General features: G+C 65.1%; 15 protein-coding genes. 4 read left to right on the top strand and 11 right to left on the bottom strand.

The window, feature by feature from the left end; translation table 11 throughout:
* Positions 1 to 237 precede the first annotated feature (237 nt).
* Positions 238 to 696: an EVE domain-containing protein gene (locus HMPREF2886_RS21565; protein WP_003114044.1), complete on the top strand. Its 459-nt coding sequence runs from the start codon at positions 238 to 240 to the stop codon at positions 694 to 696.
* Positions 697 to 705: 9 nt separating this feature from the next.
* Here HMPREF2886_RS21565 and HMPREF2886_RS21570 read toward each other — a convergent pair whose 3' ends face one another.
* From HMPREF2886_RS21570 to HMPREF2886_RS21585, 4 genes are all read right to left on the bottom strand, one after another.
* On the bottom strand, positions 706 to 1,830 hold the full coding sequence (locus HMPREF2886_RS21570) for an ABC transporter permease (RefSeq protein WP_003099197.1): 1,125 nt from the start codon (positions 1,828 to 1,830) through the stop codon (positions 706 to 708).
* A 3-nt stretch (positions 1,831 to 1,833) separates the two neighbouring features.
* Complete coding sequence (rbbA, locus tag HMPREF2886_RS21575) at positions 1,834 to 4,584, bottom strand: ribosome-associated ATPase/putative transporter RbbA (protein ID WP_033973355.1); 2,751 nt, start codon at positions 4,582 to 4,584, stop codon at positions 1,834 to 1,836.
* Positions 4,581 to 5,654: an HlyD family secretion protein gene (locus tag HMPREF2886_RS21580; RefSeq protein ID WP_033973353.1), complete on the bottom strand. Its 1,074-nt coding sequence runs from the start codon at positions 5,652 to 5,654 to the stop codon at positions 4,581 to 4,583. The genes rbbA and HMPREF2886_RS21580 overlap by 4 nt, the downstream gene beginning before the upstream one ends.
* Positions 5,655 to 5,860: 206 nt before the next feature.
* Positions 5,861 to 6,280, bottom strand: a complete 420-nt coding sequence (locus tag HMPREF2886_RS21585; RefSeq protein ID WP_033973352.1) for a flagellar basal body-associated protein FliL — start codon at positions 6,278 to 6,280, stop codon at positions 5,861 to 5,863.
* 154 nt (positions 6,281 to 6,434) lie between these two features.
* Here HMPREF2886_RS21585 and HMPREF2886_RS21590 point away from each other — a divergent pair, with 154 nt between their 5' ends.
* Together HMPREF2886_RS21590 and glpT are read left to right on the top strand one after the other, a co-directional pair.
* On the top strand, positions 6,435 to 7,412 hold the full coding sequence (locus HMPREF2886_RS21590; RefSeq protein ID WP_003096329.1) for an NADPH:quinone oxidoreductase family protein: 978 nt from the start codon (positions 6,435 to 6,437) through the stop codon (positions 7,410 to 7,412).
* A gap of 249 nt (positions 7,413 to 7,661) precedes the next feature.
* Positions 7,662 to 9,008, top strand: a complete 1,347-nt coding sequence (gene glpT / locus HMPREF2886_RS21595) for a glycerol-3-phosphate transporter (RefSeq protein ID WP_003096330.1) — start codon at positions 7,662 to 7,664, stop codon at positions 9,006 to 9,008.
* A 36-nt stretch (positions 9,009 to 9,044) separates the two neighbouring features.
* Here glpT and HMPREF2886_RS21600 read toward each other — a convergent pair whose 3' ends face one another.
* The 5 genes from HMPREF2886_RS21600 to trxA all read right to left on the bottom strand — a co-directional run bounded on the left by HMPREF2886_RS21600 (position 9,045) and on the right by trxA (position 15,446).
* A complete protein-coding gene (locus HMPREF2886_RS21600; RefSeq protein WP_003096331.1) occupies positions 9,045 to 10,013 on the bottom strand; it encodes a CDP-6-deoxy-delta-3,4-glucoseen reductase in 969 nt (322 codons plus the stop codon).
* Entirely contained in the window at positions 10,013 to 11,479 is a 1,467-nt protein-coding gene (gene ubiD / locus HMPREF2886_RS21605; RefSeq protein ID WP_003096332.1) for a 4-hydroxy-3-polyprenylbenzoate decarboxylase, read from the bottom strand. The genes HMPREF2886_RS21600 and ubiD overlap by 1 nt, the downstream gene beginning before the upstream one ends.
* Positions 11,480 to 11,557: 78 nt before the next feature.
* On the bottom strand, positions 11,558 to 13,546 hold the full coding sequence (locus HMPREF2886_RS21610) for an acyltransferase family protein (RefSeq protein WP_070748328.1): 1,989 nt from the start codon (positions 13,544 to 13,546) through the stop codon (positions 11,558 to 11,560).
* Between the two features lie 69 nt (positions 13,547 to 13,615).
* Positions 13,616 to 14,875, bottom strand: a complete 1,260-nt coding sequence (gene rho, locus HMPREF2886_RS21615; protein WP_003096334.1) for a transcription termination factor Rho — start codon at positions 14,873 to 14,875, stop codon at positions 13,616 to 13,618.
* Positions 14,876 to 15,119: 244 nt separating this feature from the next.
* Positions 15,120 to 15,446 carry a thioredoxin TrxA gene (trxA, locus tag HMPREF2886_RS21620; protein ID WP_003096336.1) on the bottom strand — a complete coding sequence of 109 codons (327 nt, stop codon included), beginning with the start codon at positions 15,444 to 15,446 and terminating at the stop codon, positions 15,120 to 15,122.
* Positions 15,447 to 15,644: 198 nt separating this feature from the next.
* Here trxA and ppx point away from each other — a divergent pair, with 198 nt between their 5' ends.
* Positions 15,645 to 17,150 (top strand): exopolyphosphatase, encoded by a 1,506-nt coding sequence (gene ppx / locus HMPREF2886_RS21625; protein ID WP_023082479.1) that lies wholly within the window; start codon positions 15,645 to 15,647, stop codon positions 17,148 to 17,150.
* Here the strand turns inward: ppx and ppk1 are convergent.
* Both ppk1 and hemB read right to left on the bottom strand, forming a co-directional pair.
* A complete protein-coding gene (gene ppk1, locus HMPREF2886_RS21630; protein WP_033973348.1) occupies positions 17,137 to 19,347 on the bottom strand; it encodes a polyphosphate kinase 1 in 2,211 nt (736 codons plus the stop codon). The genes ppx and ppk1 overlap by 14 nt on opposite strands.
* 17 nt (positions 19,348 to 19,364) lie before the next feature.
* Positions 19,365 to 20,378, bottom strand: coding sequence for a porphobilinogen synthase (hemB, locus tag HMPREF2886_RS21635; protein ID WP_024917667.1), 1,014 nt, complete (start codon positions 20,376 to 20,378; stop codon positions 19,365 to 19,367).
* Positions 20,379 to 20,480: the final 102 nt, after the last annotated feature.

Below are 20,480 nucleotides of genomic sequence, written 5' to 3' on the forward strand. Positions count from 1 at the left end.
CCAAGTCCGAAGATGATGACCAAAACCCACAGCAAGTCTGGCTTGCGCTTCATCGATTGCCTCCCCCTTCCAGGCAATTTTCGAGGCCGGTCCTTGCGATTATCTTATCGCCTGAGCACCCTGCCCCGCTGAAAAACGGCATTTTCCGATAAGCTGAAGTCATACGCAATTACACTGGCGACCGGTGGTCACGCGCAGACGTTTCCTACGCATATCTACGAAAGAGGAGCAAAGTTCATGCCTGCCTACTGGCTGATGAAATCCGAGCCGGACGAACTCTCGATCCGCGACCTGCAACGCCTCGGAACCGCCCGCTGGGATGGCGTGCGCAACTACCAGGCGCGCAACTTCATCCGCAGCATGAACCCCGGCGACCTGTTCTTCTTCTACCATTCCAGTTGCCCGCAGCCCGGTATCGCCGGTATCGCCCGCATCGAAGGCGAAGCCTACCCCGATCCCACGGCCCTGGATCCCGCCAGCCCCTACCACGACCCCAAGGCCAGCGCCGGGAAGAACCCCTGGAGCGCCCGCGACGTCAGCTTCGTCGAAGCCTTCGCCGAGGTCGTTCCACTGGCCCGGCTGAAGGCGCAGGACGCCCTGGCCAACCTCGCCCTGGTGCAGAAGGGCAGCCGCCTCTCGGTAATGCCGGTCAGCGCCGAGGAATGGCAGGCGATCCTGCCGCTGGCGAAACGCTGAAGCCATCGCTCAGGCCATCTGCGAGATGGTCCGGCGGAAACGCCAGAGCGCGCCGAAGAAGAACGCCGAACCGATCACCACGATGCCGGCGAACTGCGGCCAGACGATGTCGAAACCGGCGCCGCGGAACAGGATCGCCTGGGCCAGGCTGACGAAATGCGTGGTCGGCGCCGCCAGCATGATGTTCTGCACCAGTTCCGGCATGCTTTCCCGTGGCGTGGTGCCACCCGAAAGGATGTTCAGCGGCAGCAGCACGAGGATGGTCAGCAGTCCGAGCTGCGGCATCGAGCGCGCCACCGTGCCGAGGAATATGCCCATGGAGGTGGTGGCGAACAGATGCAATCCGGCGCCGAGCAGGAACAGTCCCACCGAGCCGCTGATCGGCACGTCCAGCCAGCCACGCACCACCCACTGCAACGAGAGCCCCGCCGCCACCAGCACCACCAGCCCCATCGACCAGACCTTGGCCATCATGATCTCGAAGGCCGACAGCGGCATCACCAGCAGGTGCTCGACGGTACCGTGCTCGCGCTCGCGGATCAGCGCGGCGCCGGTGAGGATGATCGACAGCATGGTGATCTGGTTGATCACTTCCATCACCCCGCCGAACCAGGCCTGGGTCAGGTTCGGGTTGAATTCCATGCGCACCTCGATCTGCGCCGGCATGCTCGGCTCCGCGCGGTAGCGGCTGACGAACTCGCGCACCTCGGTGGCGACGATGTTCTGGATGTAGCCCGCGCCGGAGAACGCCTGCCCGGTCTGGGTCGCGTCGACGTTGACCTGGATCGAGGGCTTGCGCCCGGCCAGCACGTCGCGCTGGAAGTCCGGCGGGATATCGAGGGTGAAGGTATACAGGCCGACGTCCATGCCGCGATCCATCTCGGCATGCCCGATCATTTCCGGCGGCCGGAAGTACGGGGGCTGGAAGGCATTGACGATACGCGACGAGAGCTGCGAGCGGTCCTCGTCGACCACCGCGATCGGGGCGTGATGCAAGGTTTCCGGAATACCGGTGGCGGAACTGTAGACGCCCAGGGTGAAGGCCCAGACGATCAGTGCCAGCATCGCGTAGTCGCGGCCGAGGCTGCGGAACTCCTTGATGCCCAGGTTGAAGATGTTGGCCAGGCTGCGCATCGCTCAGTCCTCCTGCTTCTTCAGGCAGGCCACGCTGAGCAGGGTCAGCACCACGATGGAAGCGGCAAGCGGCAGGTAGTAGGCCCAGAGATCGGGCAGGCCCAGCGATTTGGAAAAGGCGCCGCGGCTGACCACCAGGAAATGCGAGGTCGGATAGAGCTTGCCGATCCAGGCCGCCGCACCTTCCAGCGAGGACACCGGGTGGATCAGCCCGGAGAACTGGATCGCCGGGATCATGGTGGCGATCGCCACGCCGAATACAGCGGCGATCTGGCTGCGCATGAACGTCGAGAGGAACAGCCCGAGGCCGGTGCTGGTGACCACATAGAGGAAAGCGCCGAGGGTCAACGCCAGGAAGCTGCCCTTGAGCGGCACGCGAAATACCACGATGGCCAGGACCAGCATCAGCAGGAAGTTGATCATGCCCATGGCGACGTAGGGCAACTGCTTGCCGACCAGGAACTCCAGGCGCGTCACCGGGGTGACATAGAGGTTGGTGATCGAACCCAGTTCCTTTTCGCGCACCACGCCGAGGGCGGTGAGCATGGCCGGGATCATGATCAGCAGCAGCGGGATCACCGCCGGCACCATCGCCTTCAGGCTTTCCACGTCGGGGTTGTAGCGATAGCGCACCTCGGTGCTGGCCGCCGCGCTGGCCTCGGCCCCACCCGCCTGCCGCGAGAGGTCCGCCAGGTAGCTGGTGTGCAGGCCCTGAACGTAGCCGAGCACGGTGTTGGCACGGGTCGGCATCGCTCCGTCGATCCACACGCCGATGGCCGGATCGGAGCCACGCTTGAGGTCGCGCCCGAAGTTCGGCGGGATCTCCACCGCCAGGCTCAGCTCGCCGCTGCGCAGGCGCCGGTCGAGGTCGTCCGGGTCGGTGATCGGCGCATGTTCGACGAAATAGCGCGAGCCGGCGATGTTCAGCGCGTAGGCCTGGCTGGTGGTGGTCTGGTCACGGTCGAGGACCGCCCAGGAGAGGTCCTCGACGTCCATGTTGATGCCATAGCCGATGATGAACATCAGCAGCGCGGTGCCGAGCAGGGCAAGGGTCAGGCGGATCGGGTCGCGGCGCAGTTCCATGGCTTCGCGGCGCGCATAGCTGAACAGCCGCAGGGGGCTGAAGCGTTCGCGTTGCGCCTGGCGCTCCTGGCCATCGCCGGGCTGCTCCGCAACGGCCGGCGCCTCGGCCGGTTGCGCTGGCACGGCGGCACCCGCGGCTTCTTCCAGGTAAGCGATGAAGGTCGCTTCCAGGGTCGGTAGACCGCGCTGGCGCACCAGCTCATCGGGAGTATCGCTGGCCAGTACCTTGCCGGCATGCATCAGCGAAATGCGATCGCAGCGCTGAGCCTCGTTCATGAAGTGGGTGGAAATGAAGATGGTCACCCCGTCGCGGCGCGACAGCTCGACCATCAGCTCCCAGAAGCCGTCGCGAGCCACCGGATCGACCCCCGAAGTGGGCTCGTCGAGGATCAGGATCTCCGGCTTGTGGATCACCGCCACCGCCAGCGACAGACGCTGGCGAATGCCCAGCGGCAGGTCGTTGGGCAGCTCGTCGGCAACCTTCTCCAGGTCGAAGCGCCGGAGCATTTCGCCGACCCGTGCCTGGATGCCATCCGCCGGCAGGTGGAACAGCCGGGCGTGCAGCACCAGGTTCTGCCGCACGCTCAGCTCGGCATACAGGGAAAAGGCCTGGGACATATAGCCGACCCGGCGTCGGGTCGCCATATCGCTGGCGTCCACCGGCTGGCCGAACAGCGCGCATGTGCCTTCGCTGGCCGGCAGCAGGCCGGTGAGCATCTTCATGGTGGTGGACTTGCCGCAGCCGTTGGAGCCGAGGAAGCCGAAGATTTCCCCACGCTCGATACGGAAGCTGACGTGATCGACCGCGACGAAGTCGCCGAAACGACAGGTCAGGCCCTCGGCCTCGATGGCGATCCGCGGCGCGCCTTCGCTCTGCGGTCGCGGCGGGATCACCAATCGATGGTGCCCGGCGCGCTTGCTTTCCGGCAGCAGGGCGATGAACGCCGACTCGAGGCTCTGCGTCCCGGTACGCTCGCGCAACTCCTGCGGCGTACCGGTGGCCAGGACCTTTCCGTCGTCCATCGCCACCAGCCAGTCGAAGCGCTCGGCTTCCTCCATGTAGGCGGTGGCGACCAGCACGCTCATGCCTTCGCGGCCCGCGCGGATACGGCCGATCAGCTCCCAGAACTGGTTGCGCGACAGCGGGTCGACGCCGGTGGTCGGCTCGTCGAGGATCAGCAGGTCGGGATCGTGGATCAGCGCGCAGCACAGCCCGAGCTTCTGCTTCATGCCGCCGGACAGCTTGCCCGCAGGACGCTCGGCGAACGGCGCCAGCCCGGTGCTTTGCAGCAGGTCGGCGATGCGCCGCTCGCGCTCGGCCTTGTCGTGGCCGAACAGCCGGCCGAAGAAGTCGACGTTCTCGAACACCGAGAGCGTCGGATAGAGGTTCTTGCCCAGCCCCTGGGGCATGTAGGCGATGCGCGGACAGACCGCCCGGCGGTGGCGGCGGTCGCGCATGTCGCCGTCGAGTACGCGGATCTCGCCATCCTGCATCTTCCGTGCGCCGGCCAGCAGCGCCAGCAGGCTGGACTTGCCGACCCCGTCCGGACCGATCAGGCCGACCATGCGGTTGGCCGGGATCTCCAGGCTGACGTCGTCCACCGCGCGCGTCTCGCCGTAGCGCAGCGAAACGCCCCGGAGGCTCGCCACGCCGTTCCCGCCAGCGGTCATTGTGGAACCTTGATCTGCAGGTTGGCCGGCCACTCGACCTCAGGGTCTAGTCGCAGGTAGGCCATTCCGGGCACGCCGGTCTTGACGTAGGTGATGTATTTTTCCAGCAGCGCCGGATCGAGCCGCGCCTTGACCCGGAACATCAGCTTCTCCCGCTCGTTGGCGGTTTCCACCGTTTTCGGGGTGAACTGGGCGACGCTGGCTACATAGGAAACCTTGGCCGGGATCACGTAGTCCGGCACCGCGTCGATCACCAAGCGCACTTCCTGGCCCAGTCCGACCCTACCGGCCTGCATGGATGGCAGGAAGAAAGTCATGTAGACGTCGGCCAGGTCGACCATGTTGAGCAGCTTGCCGCCGGCCGGCAGCACTTCCCCCGGCTGCGCCACGCGGTACTGCACGCGGCCGTTGCGTGGCGCCTTGAGCAGGCTGTCGTCGATGTCCGCCTGGAGCCGGGCGACGCTGGCCTTGGCCGCCTCGATGGCCGACTGCGCCTCGATTACCTGGGAACGCCCGGCCTCGATCGCCGCCTGCGCCGAAATCACTTGCGAGCGTGCCGCGGACAACGCCGCCTGGGCGCTCTGCAGGGTCGCCCGATCGTCGTCGAGTTGCTGTTGCGGCAGGGCATTGCGCTTGACCAGCGCCTCGGTACGGGTGAAGCGCTTCTGCGCCGCTGTCAGCTCGGCCTGGCGCTGCGCCACCACGGCCTGGGCGGTGCTCTTCTCGCTCTCGCGCTGGGCCACCAGCGAGGTCGCGGTGAGCTTGGCGTTCTCCGCCTGGCGCACCTGGGCCTGGGCCTGGGCCAACTGCGCCTCGAGCACCTGGGTATCCATCCGCGCGACGATTTCGCCGGCCTTGACGAAGTCGCCCTCGTCGACCTTGATCTCGGCGACCCGCCCGGGAAGCTTGGCCGCCACGTCCACCTCGGTGGCCTCGATGCGTCCGTTGCCGCTGGCGAATCCCTCGCCCAGGCCGGTCGGCCGCGATACCTGCCAGACCAGCACGCCTACGCCGAGCAGTGCCACCACGACCAGGGCCCGGCTCAGCCACCGTTTGCTTTCCTGTTTCATCCCTTCTCCTCGCACGTCCGGCCAGGCCGCGGCTATGGCGCTCACGCTGGAAAGCGCGGCTGCCGCGGACTTCACTGGCTCGATTGTCCCTCCAGGGCGGCGCGCGGGTGTTGATGCACGTCAGACGCGCCCGACCGAACCTCACAGGAAAGCAGAATCCCCGGGGCTTCGCATCCGGGAACGCGGGACAGAACGGATAGTTGACCTCAGGGCTGGACGATGAGGTTGTTGAACAGCAGATCGGTCACCAGCGGCTTGCCCTCTTCCTGCTCGAGGGTCTGCTGGACCTGCTTCAGCGCCTCCTGGCGCAGGCTTTCCTTGGCCTCGACCGTACCCAGGCTCTGGTCGGTCTGCTGGGCGAACAGCATGATCAACTGGTTGCGGATCAAGGGCTCGTGATGCTCGACCTTGGTCGCCGCGTCCTTGTCGGCCACCTGCAGGGCGATGTCGGCCTTGTAGTACTGCAGGCGCGGCCCGCTGCCGTAGTTGCCGACCAGCGCCGGGGTCAGGTCGACGTAGACCGGCTTGTTCGCGCCCTCGCCTTCCGGCGCGGCCTCCTCGGCCGAGGCGAAGGACAGGAACAGACTCAGGCACAGGGCCAGCGACAGGGCAATGGGGGTTCTCACGGGCGCATCTCCTCGACGAATGCCGGCAAGCATAGCCAGACTCTCGGCCGGGCCCAAGCCCGGGGTTTATGGACAACCATCAGTTGCGGCGATGCTGATTGACCCCCGGCGTCTCCCTCCTACACTGGCCGGACCGCAAACTGGAGCGTCCCCGATGAAAGCCGTCCTCTGCAAAGCCTTCGGCCCGGCCAGCAGCCTGGTCCTGGAAGAAATCGCCAGCCCGAGCCCGGCGAAGAACGAAATCCTCCTCGACGTGCACGCCGCCGGAGTCAACTTCCCCGACACCCTGATCATCGAGGGCAAGTACCAGTTCAAGCCGCCCTTCCCCTTCTCCCCGGGCGGCGAGGCGGCCGGGGTGGTCGCCGCGGTCGGCGAAAAGGTCGCCCACGTCAGGCCCGGCGACCGGGTCATGGCCCTGACCGGCTGGGGCAGCTTCGCCGAGCAGGTCAAGGTGCCCGGCTATAACGTGATGCCGATTCCCGAAGGCATGGACTTCGCCAGCGCCGCCGCCTTCGGCATGACCTACGGCACCTCGATGCACGCCCTGAAACAGCGCGCCAACCTGCAACCCGGCGAGACCCTGCTGGTGCTCGGCGCTTCCGGCGGGGTCGGACTGGCTGCCGTGGAGATCGGCAAGGCCATGGGCGCCCGGGTGATCGCTGCTGCCAGTACCCCCGACAAGCTCGCCGTGGCCAAGGCCGCCGGCGCCGACGAACTGATCAACTACAGCGAAGGTAGCCTGCGCGAGCAGCTCAAGGCATTGACCGGCGGCCAGGGCGTCGATGTGATCTACGATCCGGTGGGCGGCGAACTGTTCGAGGAGGCCTTCCGCAGCATCGCCTGGAACGGACGGATGCTGGTGGTCGGCTTCGCCAGCGGCAGCATCCCTTCGCTGCCGGCCAACCTGACCCTGCTCAAGGGCGCCTCGCTGGTCGGCGTGTTCTGGGGATCGTTCGCCCAACGCCAGCCGCAGGACAACGCTGACAACTTCCGCCAGCTGTTCGCCTGGCACGCCGAAGGCAAGCTGAAGCCGCTGGTGTCGCAGCGCTTCCCGCTGGAACGGGCCGGCGACGCCATCGACGCCCTCGGCCAGCGCAAGGCGGTCGGCAAGGTGGTGGTGGAGGTTCGCTGAGCCACGAAATCGGCGAGTGTTGCCTCCCGACCCTGCGGAGAGAGGCATGCCGGGCCGGAGCGATACACCGGCCGAGGCCCGCGCTGTCAGATGTTTTTCCCCTAAGAAGGCCCCGGTTTCCGACCGGGGCCTTCTTATTTCCGACCAATACACTCAACCTGTAACATTTCCGCTATTTTTTCATTTACGAAAAATGTAGTGTTCGCAACCGCGTAAAAAGGCGCGACACAACAACAAGCGGAGCTCGCGATGTTCGGAATCTTTCGTCCCGCGCCACACCAGGCGCCACTGCCCGATGCCGAGGTGGACAGCACCTACCGGCGCCTGCGCTGGCAGATCTTCGCCGGTATCTTCATCGGCTACGCGGGTTACTACCTGCTGCGCAAGAACTTCTCCCTGGCCATGCCCTACCTTATCGAGGACGGCTACAGTCGCGGTCAACTGGGCGTCGCGATGTCGGCCATCGCCATCGCCTACGGCCTGTCGAAATTCATCATGGGCCTGGTCTCGGACCGTTCCAACCCACGGGTCTTCCTGCCGTTCGGCCTGTTGGTGTCGGCGGCGGTGATGTTCATTTTCGGATTCGCGCACTGGGCTACCTCCAGCGTCGCCATCATGTTCGTCCTGCTCTTCATCAACGGCTGGGCCCAGGGCATGGGCTGGCCACCGAGCGGACGGACCATGGTCCACTGGTGGTCGCAGAAGGAGCGCGGCAGCGTGGTCTCGGTGTGGAACGTCGCCCACAACGTCGGCGGCGGCCTGATCGGCCCGCTGTTCCTGCTCGGCCTGGCGCTGTTCGGCGACTGGCGCTCGGCCTTCTACGTGCCGGCCATCGTCGCCGTGGGCGTAGCCGTGTTCGCCTATTTCGCCATGCGCGACACCCCGCAATCCTGCGGCCTGCCGCCGATCGAGAAGCACAAGGACGACTACCCCGAAGGCTACGACGAACACCACGAGCGCGAGCTGTCGACCAAGGAGATCTTCGTCACCTACGTGCTACGCAACAAGCTGCTCTGGTACATCGCCCTGGCCAACGTGTTCGTCTACCTGCTGCGCTACGGTGTGCTCGACTGGGCGCCGACCTACCTCAAGGAAGCCAAGCACTTCAACGTCGACAAGTCGTCCTGGGCTTACTTCTTCTACGAATGGGCGGGGATTCCCGGCACCCTGCTCTGCGGCTGGCTGTCGGACAAGCTGTTCAAGGGCAATCGCGGCGCCACCGGCGTGGTGTTCATGATCCTGGTGACCGTCGGCACCCTGATCTACTGGCTGAACCCAGCCGGCAACCCGGCGATCGACATGGCCGCGCTGATCATGATCGGCTTCCTGATCTACGGCCCGGTGATGCTGATCGGCCTGCAGGCCCTGGAGCTGGCACCGAAGAAAGCGGCCGGCACCGCCGCCGGCTTCACCGGTCTGTTCGGCTACCTCGGCGGCTCGGTGGCGGCCAACGCCCTGGTCGGCTACACGGTGGACCACTTCGGCTGGGACGGTGGCTTCAAGCTGCTGATCGGCGCCTGCCTGCTGGCCATCCTGTTCCTCTGCCTGACCCTGCGCAAACCCGCGGTCCAGGCCGCGCCGCAGCAAGCCGGCTGATGACGCGGCGGCTCCGGCGCCAGGCCGGAGCCGCGTTCAGTCCCGCGGCGCGTAGGCGAACACGTCGGCGCGCATCTGGTGCGCGTCCATCCCTGCTTCGACCAGGGCATCCAGGGTCGCGTAGACCATCGCCGGCGAGCCGCTGGCATACACATGCAGGCTCGACAGGTCGGCGAAATCCTCGCGCACCGCCTCGTGCAGCAAGCCGCAACGCCCCTCCCAGCCACAGAGGTCGCTGACCACCCGGTGCAGGAACAGGTTCGGCAGGCCTTCCCACTCCGTCCAGTGCGGCAGACGGTAGAAATCCTCCGGACGCCGAACGCCCCAGTAGAGATGTACAGGATGGGCGAAGCCGGCGGCGCGGCAGTGCTCGATCAGGCTGTGCATCTGCGACATGCCGGTTCCCGCGGCGATCAGCACCAGCGGACCGTCGGGCAGTTCTGCCAGGTGCGCGTCGCCGAACGGCAACTGGATCCGTGCCAGGCGCTCGCGCTGCAACTGCGCGATCAGCGCGACGGCACTGTCTTCCTTGGCCAGGATGTGCAGCTCCAGGTCGCGGCCCGCATGCGGCGCGGAGGCCAGGGAAAACGCTGCGCTGTCGCCGCCGTCACGCTCCAGCAACAGGTACTGCCCGGCGTGATAGCGTGGCGGCTTGCCGGCCGGCGCGCGCAGGCCGACCCGGTAGACGTCGCCGCCGACCTCTTCGCAGAAGCTCAGCTGGCAGGTCAGCTTGCGCAGAGGCAGTTCACCCGGCGCCAGCACCCCGTCCCAATGCAGCACGCAGTCTTCCAGCGGCTCGGCGAGGCAGGTGAAGAGTTCGCCATGATCGCGTACCTCGCCGTTCTGGCGTACCCGCCCCTCCACCAGCAGCGCCGCGCAGATATGGCAGTTGCCGTTGCGGCAGCTCTGCGGACAGTCGTAGCCAAGCCGCCGGGCGCCATCGAGGATGCGTTCCCCCGGCAGCAGCTCGAGGCAGGCGCCGGACGGTTGCAGGACGATACGCATCAGTCGATCCCGAGGCTCGACCAGAGCGCGTCGATGCGCCGTGTCACCGCTTCGTCCTTGACGATGGCGCGCCCCCATTCGCGGCTGGTCTCGCCCGGCCACTTGTGGGTGGCATCAAGCCCCATCTTCGAGCCGAGGCCGGAGACCGGCGAGGCGAAGTCGAGGTAGTCGATGGGCGTGTTGTCGATCATCACCGTGTCGCGCTTGGGGTCCATCCGCGTGGTGATGGCCCAGATCACATCGTTCCAGTCGCGCGCATCGATGTCATCGTCGGTGACGATGACGAACTTGGTGTACATGAACTGCCGCAGGAACGACCAGACCCCGAGCATCACGCGCTTGGCGTGCCCTGGGTACTGCTTCTTCATGGTCACCACCGCCATCCGGTAGGAACAACCTTCCGGCGGCAGGTAGAAATCGACGATTTCCGGGAACTGCTTCTGCAGGATCGGCACGAACACTTCGTTCAATGCCACCCCGAGGATCGCCGGCTCGTCCGGCGGACGCCCGGTGTAGGTGCTGTGGTAGATCGGTTTCTGCCGGCGGGTGACGCGCTCGACGGTGAACACCGGGAAGCGATCGACCTCGTTGTAGTAGCCGGTGTGATCGCCATAGGGGCCTTCGTCGGCCATCTCGCCGGGGTGGATCACCCCTTCGAGGACGATCTCGGCGCTGGCCGGCACCTGCAAGTCGCTGCCGCGACACTTGACCAGCTCGGTACGATGCCCGCGCAACAGGCCGGCGAAAGCGTATTCGGAAAGGGTGTCCGGCACCGGCGTGACCGCACCGAGGATGGTCGCCGGATCGGCGCCCAGCGCCACGGCTACCGGATAGGGCTGGCCCGGATGCTTCTGGCACCACTCGCGGTAGTCCAGTGCACCGCCGCGATGGCTGAGCCAGCGCATGATCACCTTGTTGCGGCCGATCACCTGCTGGCGGTAGATGCCCAGGTTCTGCCGTTCCTTGTTCGGCCCGCGGGTAACGGTCAGACCCCAGGTGATCAGCGGCCCGACATCGCCCGGCCAGCAGGTCTGGACCGGCAGCCGGCCGAGGTCGACGTCCTCGCCCTCCTCGACCACTTCCTGGCAGGGGGCGTCCTTGAGCACCTTCGGCGCCATGGACAGGACCTTCCTGTACATCGGCAGCTTGGCCCAGGCGTCCTTGAGGCCCTTCGGCGGCTCGGGCTCCTTGAGCTGCGCCAGCAGCTTGCCGATCTCACGCAGCGCGCCGACGTCCTCGGCGCCCATGCCCAGCGCCACGCGCTCCGGCGTACCGAACAGGTTGCCGAGCACCGGCATGTCGAAGCCGGTCGGCTTTTCGAACAGCAATGCCGGGCCCTTCGCGCGCAACGTGCGGTCGCACACCTCGGTCATCTCGAGCACGGGGGAAATCGGCACCTGGATGCGCTTCAACGCACCGCGCTGCTCCAGCTGGGCGATGAAATCGCGGAGATCCTTGAACGTCATTGGCCTAACCATTCACTGCAAGACCCCACATCCTACCTGCTCCCGGCCCATCCGGCAGCAGGCAAACGCGGCATTCGGTCAGTGCTGGCTGGCGATCCGCGACTCGTCGAGGCTCCGTAGCATCGGCTCGAACAAAGGCCCGAGTTCATAGGCCCCCTGGGTCGAAAGATGATTGTTATCCATGTACAGCGACCAGCCATCACGTTCGGCGAAACAATCCAGGCCATCGCAGAGCACGCTGGAGGGATCGAGTACGCTCACCCGCGGGTTGCCTTCGGCCAGCGCATCGAACAACGCATTCACGTAGGCGACGCGCGCGGCGTGCTCAGCGAAGGGAAAACGTGCGCGCCCGACATCCTCCCCGCTCAGGCTCAGCCGCACCAGCCGCGCCGGTGCATTGAACGGCAACAGCGGTACGTCCTTGACCAGCCAGACATGTACGTCGGCCGCGTTCAGCCTTTCGATCATCCCGCTCAGGCGTTGCCGCAGCAGCGCCTCGGCGATCGAGCTCTCCGGCGTGTCGTCCGGCTCGCGGAGAATGTTGCGGGTGCCGTCCTGCGAGTCGCCGTAGACATACATGTCCCAACGCCCGGCGAGGATCACCCCGCCCGGCCGCTGCTGTTCGACGAACTCGAGCATCTGCTGGTTGAAACGCAGGCAATTGTCCTTTTCCAGCATGCCCAGCAACGGCGGACAGCCCGCCAGCGAAGCCTGCCAGATCGGCAGTCGGCGACTGGCAGCCAGTTCGCGCAGCAGCGGGCTCAACGCCGCGGAATGGCTGTCGCCCCAACTGATCAGCTGCGGTCGTTCGGCAGCCAGCTCCGCCGGGAAGCGGCAGATGCTTTCCTGACTGAGCGCCTTCTTGTCGAACATGCAGTCGGTCTGCCCATCGCGCCACTTGGACGCCTTGGCATAACGCAAGGCCTCCTCGGAAAGCCGCGACGGCACGCCATCGTAATGCCGCACCAACTGGCCGACGACTCCCAGCAACAGCAAGCAGCACAGCGCCGCGCCAAGCATCTGCCGGCGCCCGGCGAACAGCTTGCGCTCACGGAACGGCGCCTCGACGCAGTACAGCGACAGTGCCGCCAGGCCGATGCTCGCCGCCAGCAACCCCAGGCGTGCCGGCAGGCCCAGGGTTTCCAGTGCGTGGTACTGGACGAAGACGTACAGCGGCCAGTGCCAGAGGTACAGCGAATAGGAGATCAGGCCGAACCAGACCAGCGGTTGCCAGCCCAGCAGGCGGCGAGCCCAGGTGTCGCCGGCGCCGTTGGCCCAGATCAGCAGGGCGGTGCCAAGCACCGCCGGCAGCGCCGCGAGACCCGGGAAAGGGGTGTCGCTGTCGTAGAGGAACACCGGCAGGAGAATCGCCGCTATCCCGAAGGTAGCCGCCAGTTGCAGGGACCATTGCGAATGACCGCGGCTAGCGCCCGGCAGCAACGCCAGCGCGGCACCCGCCAGGAGTTCCCAGGCGCGCATCGGCAGGAGGAAGAATGCACTGCCAGGTCGCTGGCTCACCGCCCAGACGCTGGCCGCCAGCGATAGCGCCAGGACCGCGAGGAGGATGGCGAGCCGCCAGCGCAGCAGGCGTCCGGAGATCGCGGCCAGCAGTAGAGGGAAGAGAATGTAGAACTGCTCCTCCACCGACAACGACCAGGTATGCAATAGCGGCTTGAATTCGGACGCGGCGTCGAAATAGCCATCCTGCTTCCAGAACAGGATGTTCGAGGCGAACATCGCCTGGTAGCGAACCGAACGCCCTAACTCTTCGTAGTCGCGCGGCGCCATGAGGAACCAGCCGACCACCAGGCTCGCCGCCATCATCACGAACAGCGCGGGGAGAATGCGGCGTGCCCGGCGCGCCCAGAAGTCGACGAAGCTGAAACGTCCCGCCTGCTGCTCGCGCCGGATGATCGAAGTGATCAGGTAGCCGGAAATGACCAGGAAAACATCGACGCCCACATAGCCGCCGGTGATGCCCCCCAAGCCAAGGTGGTAGAACACCACCGGCAGGATGGCCAACGCTCGCAAACCATCGATGTCCCTTCGATAGACCAGGCTCGGCATCCACGTCCCTCCAGATATGCAAAAGGCGCCCCGGTCAACCGGAGCGCCTTTGTTTGGTACTCTCGAAGACTACTTTCGTTTCATCGAATCGAAGAACTCATCGTTGGTCTTGGTCTGCTTGAGCTTGTCGATGAGGAATTCGATCGCGGAAATCTCGTCCATCGGGTGCAGGATCTTGCGCAGGATCCACATGCGCTGGAGCTCGTCCTCGCTGGTCAGCAGTTCTTCGCGGCGGGTACCCGAACGGTTGATGTTGATGGCCGGGAACACGCGCTTCTCGGCGATCTTGCGATCCAATGGTAGCTCCATGTTGCCGGTACCCTTGAACTCTTCGTAGATCACCTCATCCATCTTCGAGCCGGTTTCCACCAACGCCGTGGCGAGAATCGTAAGAGAACCGCCCTCTTCGATGTTCCGCGCGGCGCCGAAGAAGCGCTTCGGCTTCTCCAGGGCATGGGCGTCGACACCGCCGGTGAGCACCTTGCCGGAGCTTGGGATCACGGTGTTGTAGGCCCGCGCCAGACGGGTGATGGAGTCGAGCAGGATGACCACGTCCTTCTTGTGCTCGACCAGGCGCTTGGCCTTCTCGATCACCATCTCGGCGACCTGTACGTGACGGGTCGGCGGTTCGTCAAAGGTCGAGGCGACCACTTCGCCGCGCACGGTGCGCTGCATTTCGGTCACTTCCTCAGGGCGCTCGTCGATCAGCAGGACGATCAGGTGGCATTCGGGGTTGTTGCGGGTGATGTTGCTGGCGATGTTCTGCAGCATGATGGTCTTGCCCGCCTTCGGCGGCGCCACGATCAGACCGCGCTGACCCTTGCCGATCGGCGCGCAGAGATCGATGACGCGGCCGGTCAGGTCTTCGGTGGAGCCGTTGCCGGCTTCCATCTTCATCCGCTCGTTGGGGAACAGCGGCGTCAGGTTCTCGAAGAGAATCTTGTTCTTCGCATTCTCCGGACGATCGAAGTTGATCGAGTCGACCTTGAGCAGGGCGAAGTAGCGCTCGCCCTCTTTCGGCGGCCGGATCTTGCCGATGATGGTGTCGCCCGTGCGCAGGTTGAAGCGGCGGATCTGGCTCGGCGAGACATAGATGTCGTCGGGGCCGGCCAGGTAGGAAGAGTCGGCGGAGCGCAGGAAGCCGAAGCCGTCCTGAAGAATCTCCAGCACGCCATCGCCGGAGATCTCTTCACCACTTTTCGCGTGCTTCTTCAGCAGGGCGAAGATGATGTCCTGCTTGCGCGAACGGGCCATGTTTTCCAGGCCCATGGCATCGGACATTTCCAGCAGTTCGGCAATCGGCTTTTGCTTGAGTTCGGTCAGATTCATAGGAAAGAGATAGGTACGCAGAAAGAGGAATTGGAGAAAGCGTCGAGCTTGGGAAAGCCGTGTCGCAAGGGGGCGACAGGAGCGCTAGAAAGTTCGAGTAGGAAGTGCGTCCGGGACGGCATGCAGAAGGCGACGGAAAAAACGTCGCGAACCCGAATTTAACACCGTGACCACGTGGCGTCTATAGAAACGCAAAAAAAAGCCCCGCGAATCGCGGGGCTTTCCAGCGAGGCCTGGGCCCGGCTCAGATATTGGCGTCGAGGAAGGCCGCCAGCTGCGACTTGGACAGTGCGCCGACCTTGGTCGCCTCGACATTGCCGTCCTTGAACAGCATCAGGGTAGGGATGCCACGCACGCCGTACTTCGGCGGGGTATCCTGGTTCTCGTCGATGTTCAGCTTGCAGACCTTCAGCTTGCCCTGATAGTCCCTGGCGACTTCGTCCAGCACCGGCGCGATCATCTTGCACGGACCGCACCACTCGGCCCAGTAGTCCACCAGCACAGGGCCGTCGGCCTTCAGCACGTCCTGCTCGAAGCTGGCATCAGTAACGTTGACGATATGTTCGCTCATGAAATCTCTCCGTAGTCGGACGCGAATTGAAACGCGAAAGTGCCGACCATCATATCCCGCCTTGACCCTCGCCGGAAGGCGCAGCCGATTGAGAGTCTCTATCGTTGGTCGGCTGATTCCCGATTGATCGGCTGCCGCATTGGCGACCCTCGCCCTATCGTGGCAGGATGGCGCAGTTTTCCAATGGACTTGCAAAGCATGCCGCAAAAACCTGCCGAGGCATTCCCGCTGATTGCCGCCCTGGACCTGGGTTCCAACAGTTTCCACCTCTGTCTGGCCAAGGCCAATATCCACGGCGAAGTCCGCATCCTCGAGCGGCTGGGCGAGAAGGTCCAACTGGCCGCCGGCCTCGACGAGGAGCGCAATCTCAGCGAAGAGGCCACCCAGCGCGGCCTCGACTGCCTGCGCCGCTTCGCCCAGTTCATCAGCGGCATGCCCCAGGGTTCCGTACGCGTGGTCGCGACCAACGCCTTGCGCGAGGCGCGCAACCGCAGCGATTTCATCCGTCGTGCGGAAGAGGTTCTCGGCCATCCCGTGGAAGTCATCTCCGGCCGCGAGGAAGCCCGCCTGATCTACCTCGGCGTCGCCAACAGCATGCCCGACAGCGGCGGTCGCCGACTGGTCAGCGACATCGGCGGCGGCAGCACCGAGTTCATCATCGGCCAGGGTTTCGAGTCCGAGCTGCGGGAAAGCCTGCAGATGGGTTGCGTCAGCTACACCCAACGCTACTTCCGCGACGGCAAGATCACCCCGGCCCGCTACGCCCAGGCGTACACCGCCGCACGCCTGGAACTGATGGGCATCGAGAACAGCCTGCGGCGCCTCGGCTGGCAACAGGCGGTCGGCGCCTCCGGCACCATCCGCGCAGTGGCGCTGGCGATCAAGGCCGGCGGCCACGGCAACGGCGAGATCAGCCCGGACGGACTGGCCTGGCTGAAGCGCAAGGTGCTCAAGCTCGGCGACGTGGAGAAGCTCGATCTGGAAGGGATCAAGCCGGACCGCAGGACCATCTTCCCGGCCGGGCTGGCCATTCTCGAAGCGATCTTCGACGCGCTGGAACTGGAACAGATGGTTCACTCCGAGGGCGCCCTGCGCGAAGGCGTTCTCTACGACCTGGTCGGCCGTCACCAGCACGAGGACGTGCGCGAACGCACCATCAGCTCGCTGATGCAGCGCTACCACGTCGATCCGGAGCAGGCTTCGCGGGTGGAGGCCAAGGCCCTCAAGGTGCTTGCCGAAGTCGGCGACGCCTGGGAGCTGAACGACGAACTGCACCGCGACCTGCTGAGCTGGGGCGCGCGGGTCCACGAGATCGGCCTGGACATCGCCCACTACCACTACCACAAGCACGGCGCCTACCTGATCGAGCACTCCGACCTGGCTGGCTTCTCGCGCCAGGACCAGCAGATGCTGTCGCTACTGGTACGCGGCCACCGCCGCAACATTCCGGCGGACAAGCTGGCGGAGTTCGCCGAGGAAGGCGACAAGCTGGTGCGCCTGTGCATCGTGCTGCGCTTCGCGATCCTCTTCCACCACATTCGCGGCACCCAGGAAATGCCCTCGGTGCGCCTGAAGGCAGAGCCCAAGAGCCTTTCGGTGACCTTCCCCGAGGGCTGGCTGGAAGCCAACCCGCTGACCCAGGCCGACTTCGCCCAGGAAGCCGAATGGCTCAAGCGGGTCGGCTACAGCCTCAACGTGCGGTAAGCACCGGCGCGGCCAGCTTCTCCAGCAGGGTCGCCTGGGTATTGCGGGGGTTCTGGTTGCCGGTGGGACTGAGCCGCTGGTAGCTACCATCGGCCTGCAGCACCCAGGCCTGGGTGTTGTCGGTCAGGTACGTTTCCAGTTCCTTCTTGACCCGCTGCACCAGCTTCTTGCCTTCCACCGGGAAGCAGGTCTCGACGCGCATGTCGAGGTTGCGCTCCATCCAGTCGGCGCTGGAGAGATAGAGCTTCTCGTCGCCGCCGTTGAGGAAGTAGTAGATGCGGCTGTGCTCGAGGAAGCGTCCGATGATCGAGCGCACGTGGATATTGTGCGAGACCCCCGGGATGCCCGGCCGCAGGCAGCACATGCCACGCACCACCAGGTCGATCCTGACCCCGGCCTGGCTGGCCTTGTACAGGGCGCGGATGACCTTCGGATCGGTCAGCGAGTTGACCTTGGCCATGATGTGCGCCGGCTGGCCGAGCGCCGCCTGGGCCGCCTCGCGGTTGATCATTTCCAGCAGGTTCTTCTTCAGGGTGAACGGCGCATGCAACAGCTTCTTCATGCGTAGCGTCTTGCCCATCCCGATCAACTGGTTGAACAGCTTGTGCAGGTCCTCGCAGAGCGCCACGTCGGCGGTCAGCAGGCTGTAGTCGGTGTACAGGCGGGCGTTGCCGGCATGGTAGTTGCCGGTGCCGAGGTGCGCGTAGCGGCGCAGTTCGCCGTCCTCGCGACGGAGGATCAGCATCATCTTGGCGTGGGTCTTGAAGCCGACCACGCCGTAGATCACCACCGCGCCGGCCTGCTGCAGGCGGCTGGCCAGTTGCAGGTTGGACTCCTCGTCGAAGCGGGCGCGCAGCTCGATCACCGCGGTGACCTCCTTGCCATTGCGCGCCGCCTCGACCAGGGCGTCGACGATCTCCGAGTTGGCACCACTGCGGTACAGGGTCTGCTTGATCGCCAGCACGTTCGGATCCTTGGCGGCCTGGCGCAGCAGGTCGATCACCGGGGTGAAGGATTCGAACGGGTGCATCAGCAACACGTCGAGCTTGCTGAGGACGTTGAAGAGGTTTTCCTTCTTCTGCAACAGACGCGGGATCGCCGGGGTGAAGGGCGGGTATTGCAGCTCCGGATGGCTTTCCAGGCCGGTGACGCTGAACAGGCGGGTCAGGTTGACCGGGCCGCTGACCTTGTACAACTCGCTTTCGGACAGGCCGAACTGCTTGAGCAGGTAGTTGGTCAGGTTCTGCGGGCAGGTATCCACTACTTCCAGGCGCACCGCATCCCCGTAGCGACGCGAGAACAGCTCGCCGCGCAGCGCGCGGGCCAGGTCCTCGACATCCTCGGTGTCCACCGACAGGTCGGCGTTGCGGGTCAGTCGGAACTGGTAGCAGCCCTTCACCTTCATGCCGGGGAACAGGTCGTCGGCGTGGGCGTGGATCATCGACGACAGGAACACGTAGTTGTCGCCCTCGCCGCCAACGTCTTCCGGCAGCTTGATGATCCGCGGCAGCAGGCGCGGCGCCGGGATGATCGCCAGACCGGAGTCGCGGCCGAAGGCATCCATCCCCTCCAGCTCGACGATGAAGTTGAGGCTCTTGTTCACCAGCAGCGGGAACGGGTGGGTCGGGTCGAGGCCGATCGGGGTGATGATCGGCGCGATCTCGTCGCGGAAGAAACGCCGCACCCAGGTCTTGATCTTCAGCGTCCAGTGACGCCGGCGGATGAAGCGGATCTGGTGCTTGGCCAGCTCCGGCAACAGGGTCTCGTTGAGTATCCGGTACTGCCGCGACACCTGCTCATGGACCAACTCGCTGATCCGCGCCAGGGCCTGGTGCGGCAGCAGGCCGTCGGCGCCGGCCTGTTCGCGGGCGAAGGTAATCTGCTTCTTCAGGCCGGCGATGCGGATCTCGAAGAATTCGTCGAGGTTGCTCGAGAAGATGAGGAGGAACTTCAGCCGCTCCAGGAGCGGGTAGGACTCGTCCAACGCCTGTTCCAGCACGCGGATGTTGAACTGCAACTGGGAGAGCTCGCGATGAATGTACAGGCTGCTGTCATCCACGCTGGGAACCACCGCAGGTGGCGTTTCCACCGGGATCGTTTCGGCCATCTTCACTTCTGCTTCGCTTTCCACGTTCGCCCCTACGGTTTCGGCGGCGGCGATACGTTCGATCTCATCAAGTCCTTGCTGCGTATTCATTCATCTTCCCGAGGGGGTCAACGCCCCCGTCTTAATTGTTCTGCGGCCTGCTTGGCGAAGTAGGTCAGAATGCCATCGGCGCCGGCACGTTTGAAGGCGGTAAGGGATTCGAGGATCACCGATTCGGCCAGCCAGCCGTTCTGGATGGCGCCCATGTGCATCGCATACTCGCCGCTGACCTGGTAGACAAAGGTCGGGGCGCGGAATTCATCCTTCACCCGACGCACGATGTCGAGGTAGGGCATGCCCGGCTTGACCATCACCATGTCGGCGCCTTCGGCCAGGTCGGCGGCCACTTCGTGAAGTGCCTCGTCGCTGTTCGCCGGATCCATCTGGTAGGTGGCCTTGTTGCCCTTGCCGAGGTTCGAAGCCGAGCCGACCGCATCGCGGAACGGACCGTAGTAGGCGCTGGCGTACTTGGCCGAGTAGGCCATGATCCGCACATTGGTGTGACCTGCAGACTCCAGGGCCTCGCGGATCGCACCGATGCGACCGTCCATCATGTCCGAGGGCGCTACCACCTGGGCACCGGCCTCGGCGTGGGACAGCGCCTGCCGTACCAGCACGTCGATGCTGACGTCGTTGAGGACGTAGCCATCGTCATCGAGGATGCCGTCCTGGCCATGGGTGGTGAACGGGTCGAGCGCCACGTCGGTGATGATGCCCAGCTCCGGAAAGCGCTCGCGCAGGGCGCGGGTGGCGCGCTGGGCGATGCCTTCCGGGTTGTATGCCTCGGCGGCGTCCAGGGACTTCTTCTCCAGCGGGGTCACCGGGAACAGCGCCAGCGCCGGAATGCCCAGGGCCACCCACTCTTCCGCCTCGATCAGCAACTGGTCGATGGACAGGCGCTCGACGCCGGGCATCGACGGAATGCTTTCACGCTGATTGACCCCATCGAGGACGAACACCGGCAGGATCAGGTCGTCGACGGTGAGGACATTCTCACGGACCAGGCGGCGGGAAAAATCATCGCGGCGGTTGCGGCGCAGACGGGTGTAGGGATAGGCGCGGTTGGCGGGAGTGAAGCTCACGGTGTACTCCAGGGCCCAGATAACGGGCACAGTGTGACAGTTATAGTCCCTGATTATGACGGATTGGTAACAAGCGGTGACAGTGACCCAAGGTCGCGGCAT

The organism is Pseudomonas sp. HMSC066A08 (assembly GCF_001813025.1).
GTDB classification, from domain to species: Bacteria; Pseudomonadota; Gammaproteobacteria; order Pseudomonadales; family Pseudomonadaceae; genus Pseudomonas; species Pseudomonas aeruginosa.

Coding starts and splice junctions, on each gene's coding strand:
- HMPREF2886_RS21565 (WP_003114044.1), top strand. CDS start 238: ATGCCTGCCTACTGGCTGATGAAATCCGAGCCGGACGAACTCTCGATC.
- HMPREF2886_RS21570 (WP_003099197.1), bottom strand. CDS start 1,830: ATGCGCAGCCTGGCCAACATCTTCAACCTGGGCATCAAGGAGTTCCGC.
- rbbA (WP_033973355.1), bottom strand. CDS start 4,584: ATGACCGCTGGCGGGAACGGCGTGGCGAGCCTCCGGGGCGTTTCGCTG.
- HMPREF2886_RS21580 (WP_033973353.1), bottom strand. CDS start 5,654: ATGAAACAGGAAAGCAAACGGTGGCTGAGCCGGGCCCTGGTCGTGGTG.
- HMPREF2886_RS21590 (WP_003096329.1), top strand. CDS start 6,435: ATGAAAGCCGTCCTCTGCAAAGCCTTCGGCCCGGCCAGCAGCCTGGTC.
- glpT (WP_003096330.1), top strand. CDS start 7,662: ATGTTCGGAATCTTTCGTCCCGCGCCACACCAGGCGCCACTGCCCGAT.
- HMPREF2886_RS21600 (WP_003096331.1), bottom strand. CDS start 10,013: ATGCGTATCGTCCTGCAACCGTCCGGCGCCTGCCTCGAGCTGCTGCCG.
- ubiD (WP_003096332.1), bottom strand. CDS start 11,479: ATGACGTTCAAGGATCTCCGCGATTTCATCGCCCAGCTGGAGCAGCGC.
- HMPREF2886_RS21610 (WP_070748328.1), bottom strand. CDS start 13,546: ATGCCGAGCCTGGTCTATCGAAGGGACATCGATGGTTTGCGAGCGTTG.
- rho (WP_003096334.1), bottom strand. CDS start 14,875: ATGAATCTGACCGAACTCAAGCAAAAGCCGATTGCCGAACTGCTGGAA.
- trxA (WP_003096336.1), bottom strand. CDS start 15,446: ATGAGCGAACATATCGTCAACGTTACTGATGCCAGCTTCGAGCAGGAC.
- ppx (WP_023082479.1), top strand. CDS start 15,645: ATGCCGCAAAAACCTGCCGAGGCATTCCCGCTGATTGCCGCCCTGGAC.
- ppk1 (WP_033973348.1), bottom strand. CDS start 19,347: ATGAATACGCAGCAAGGACTTGATGAGATCGAACGTATCGCCGCCGCC.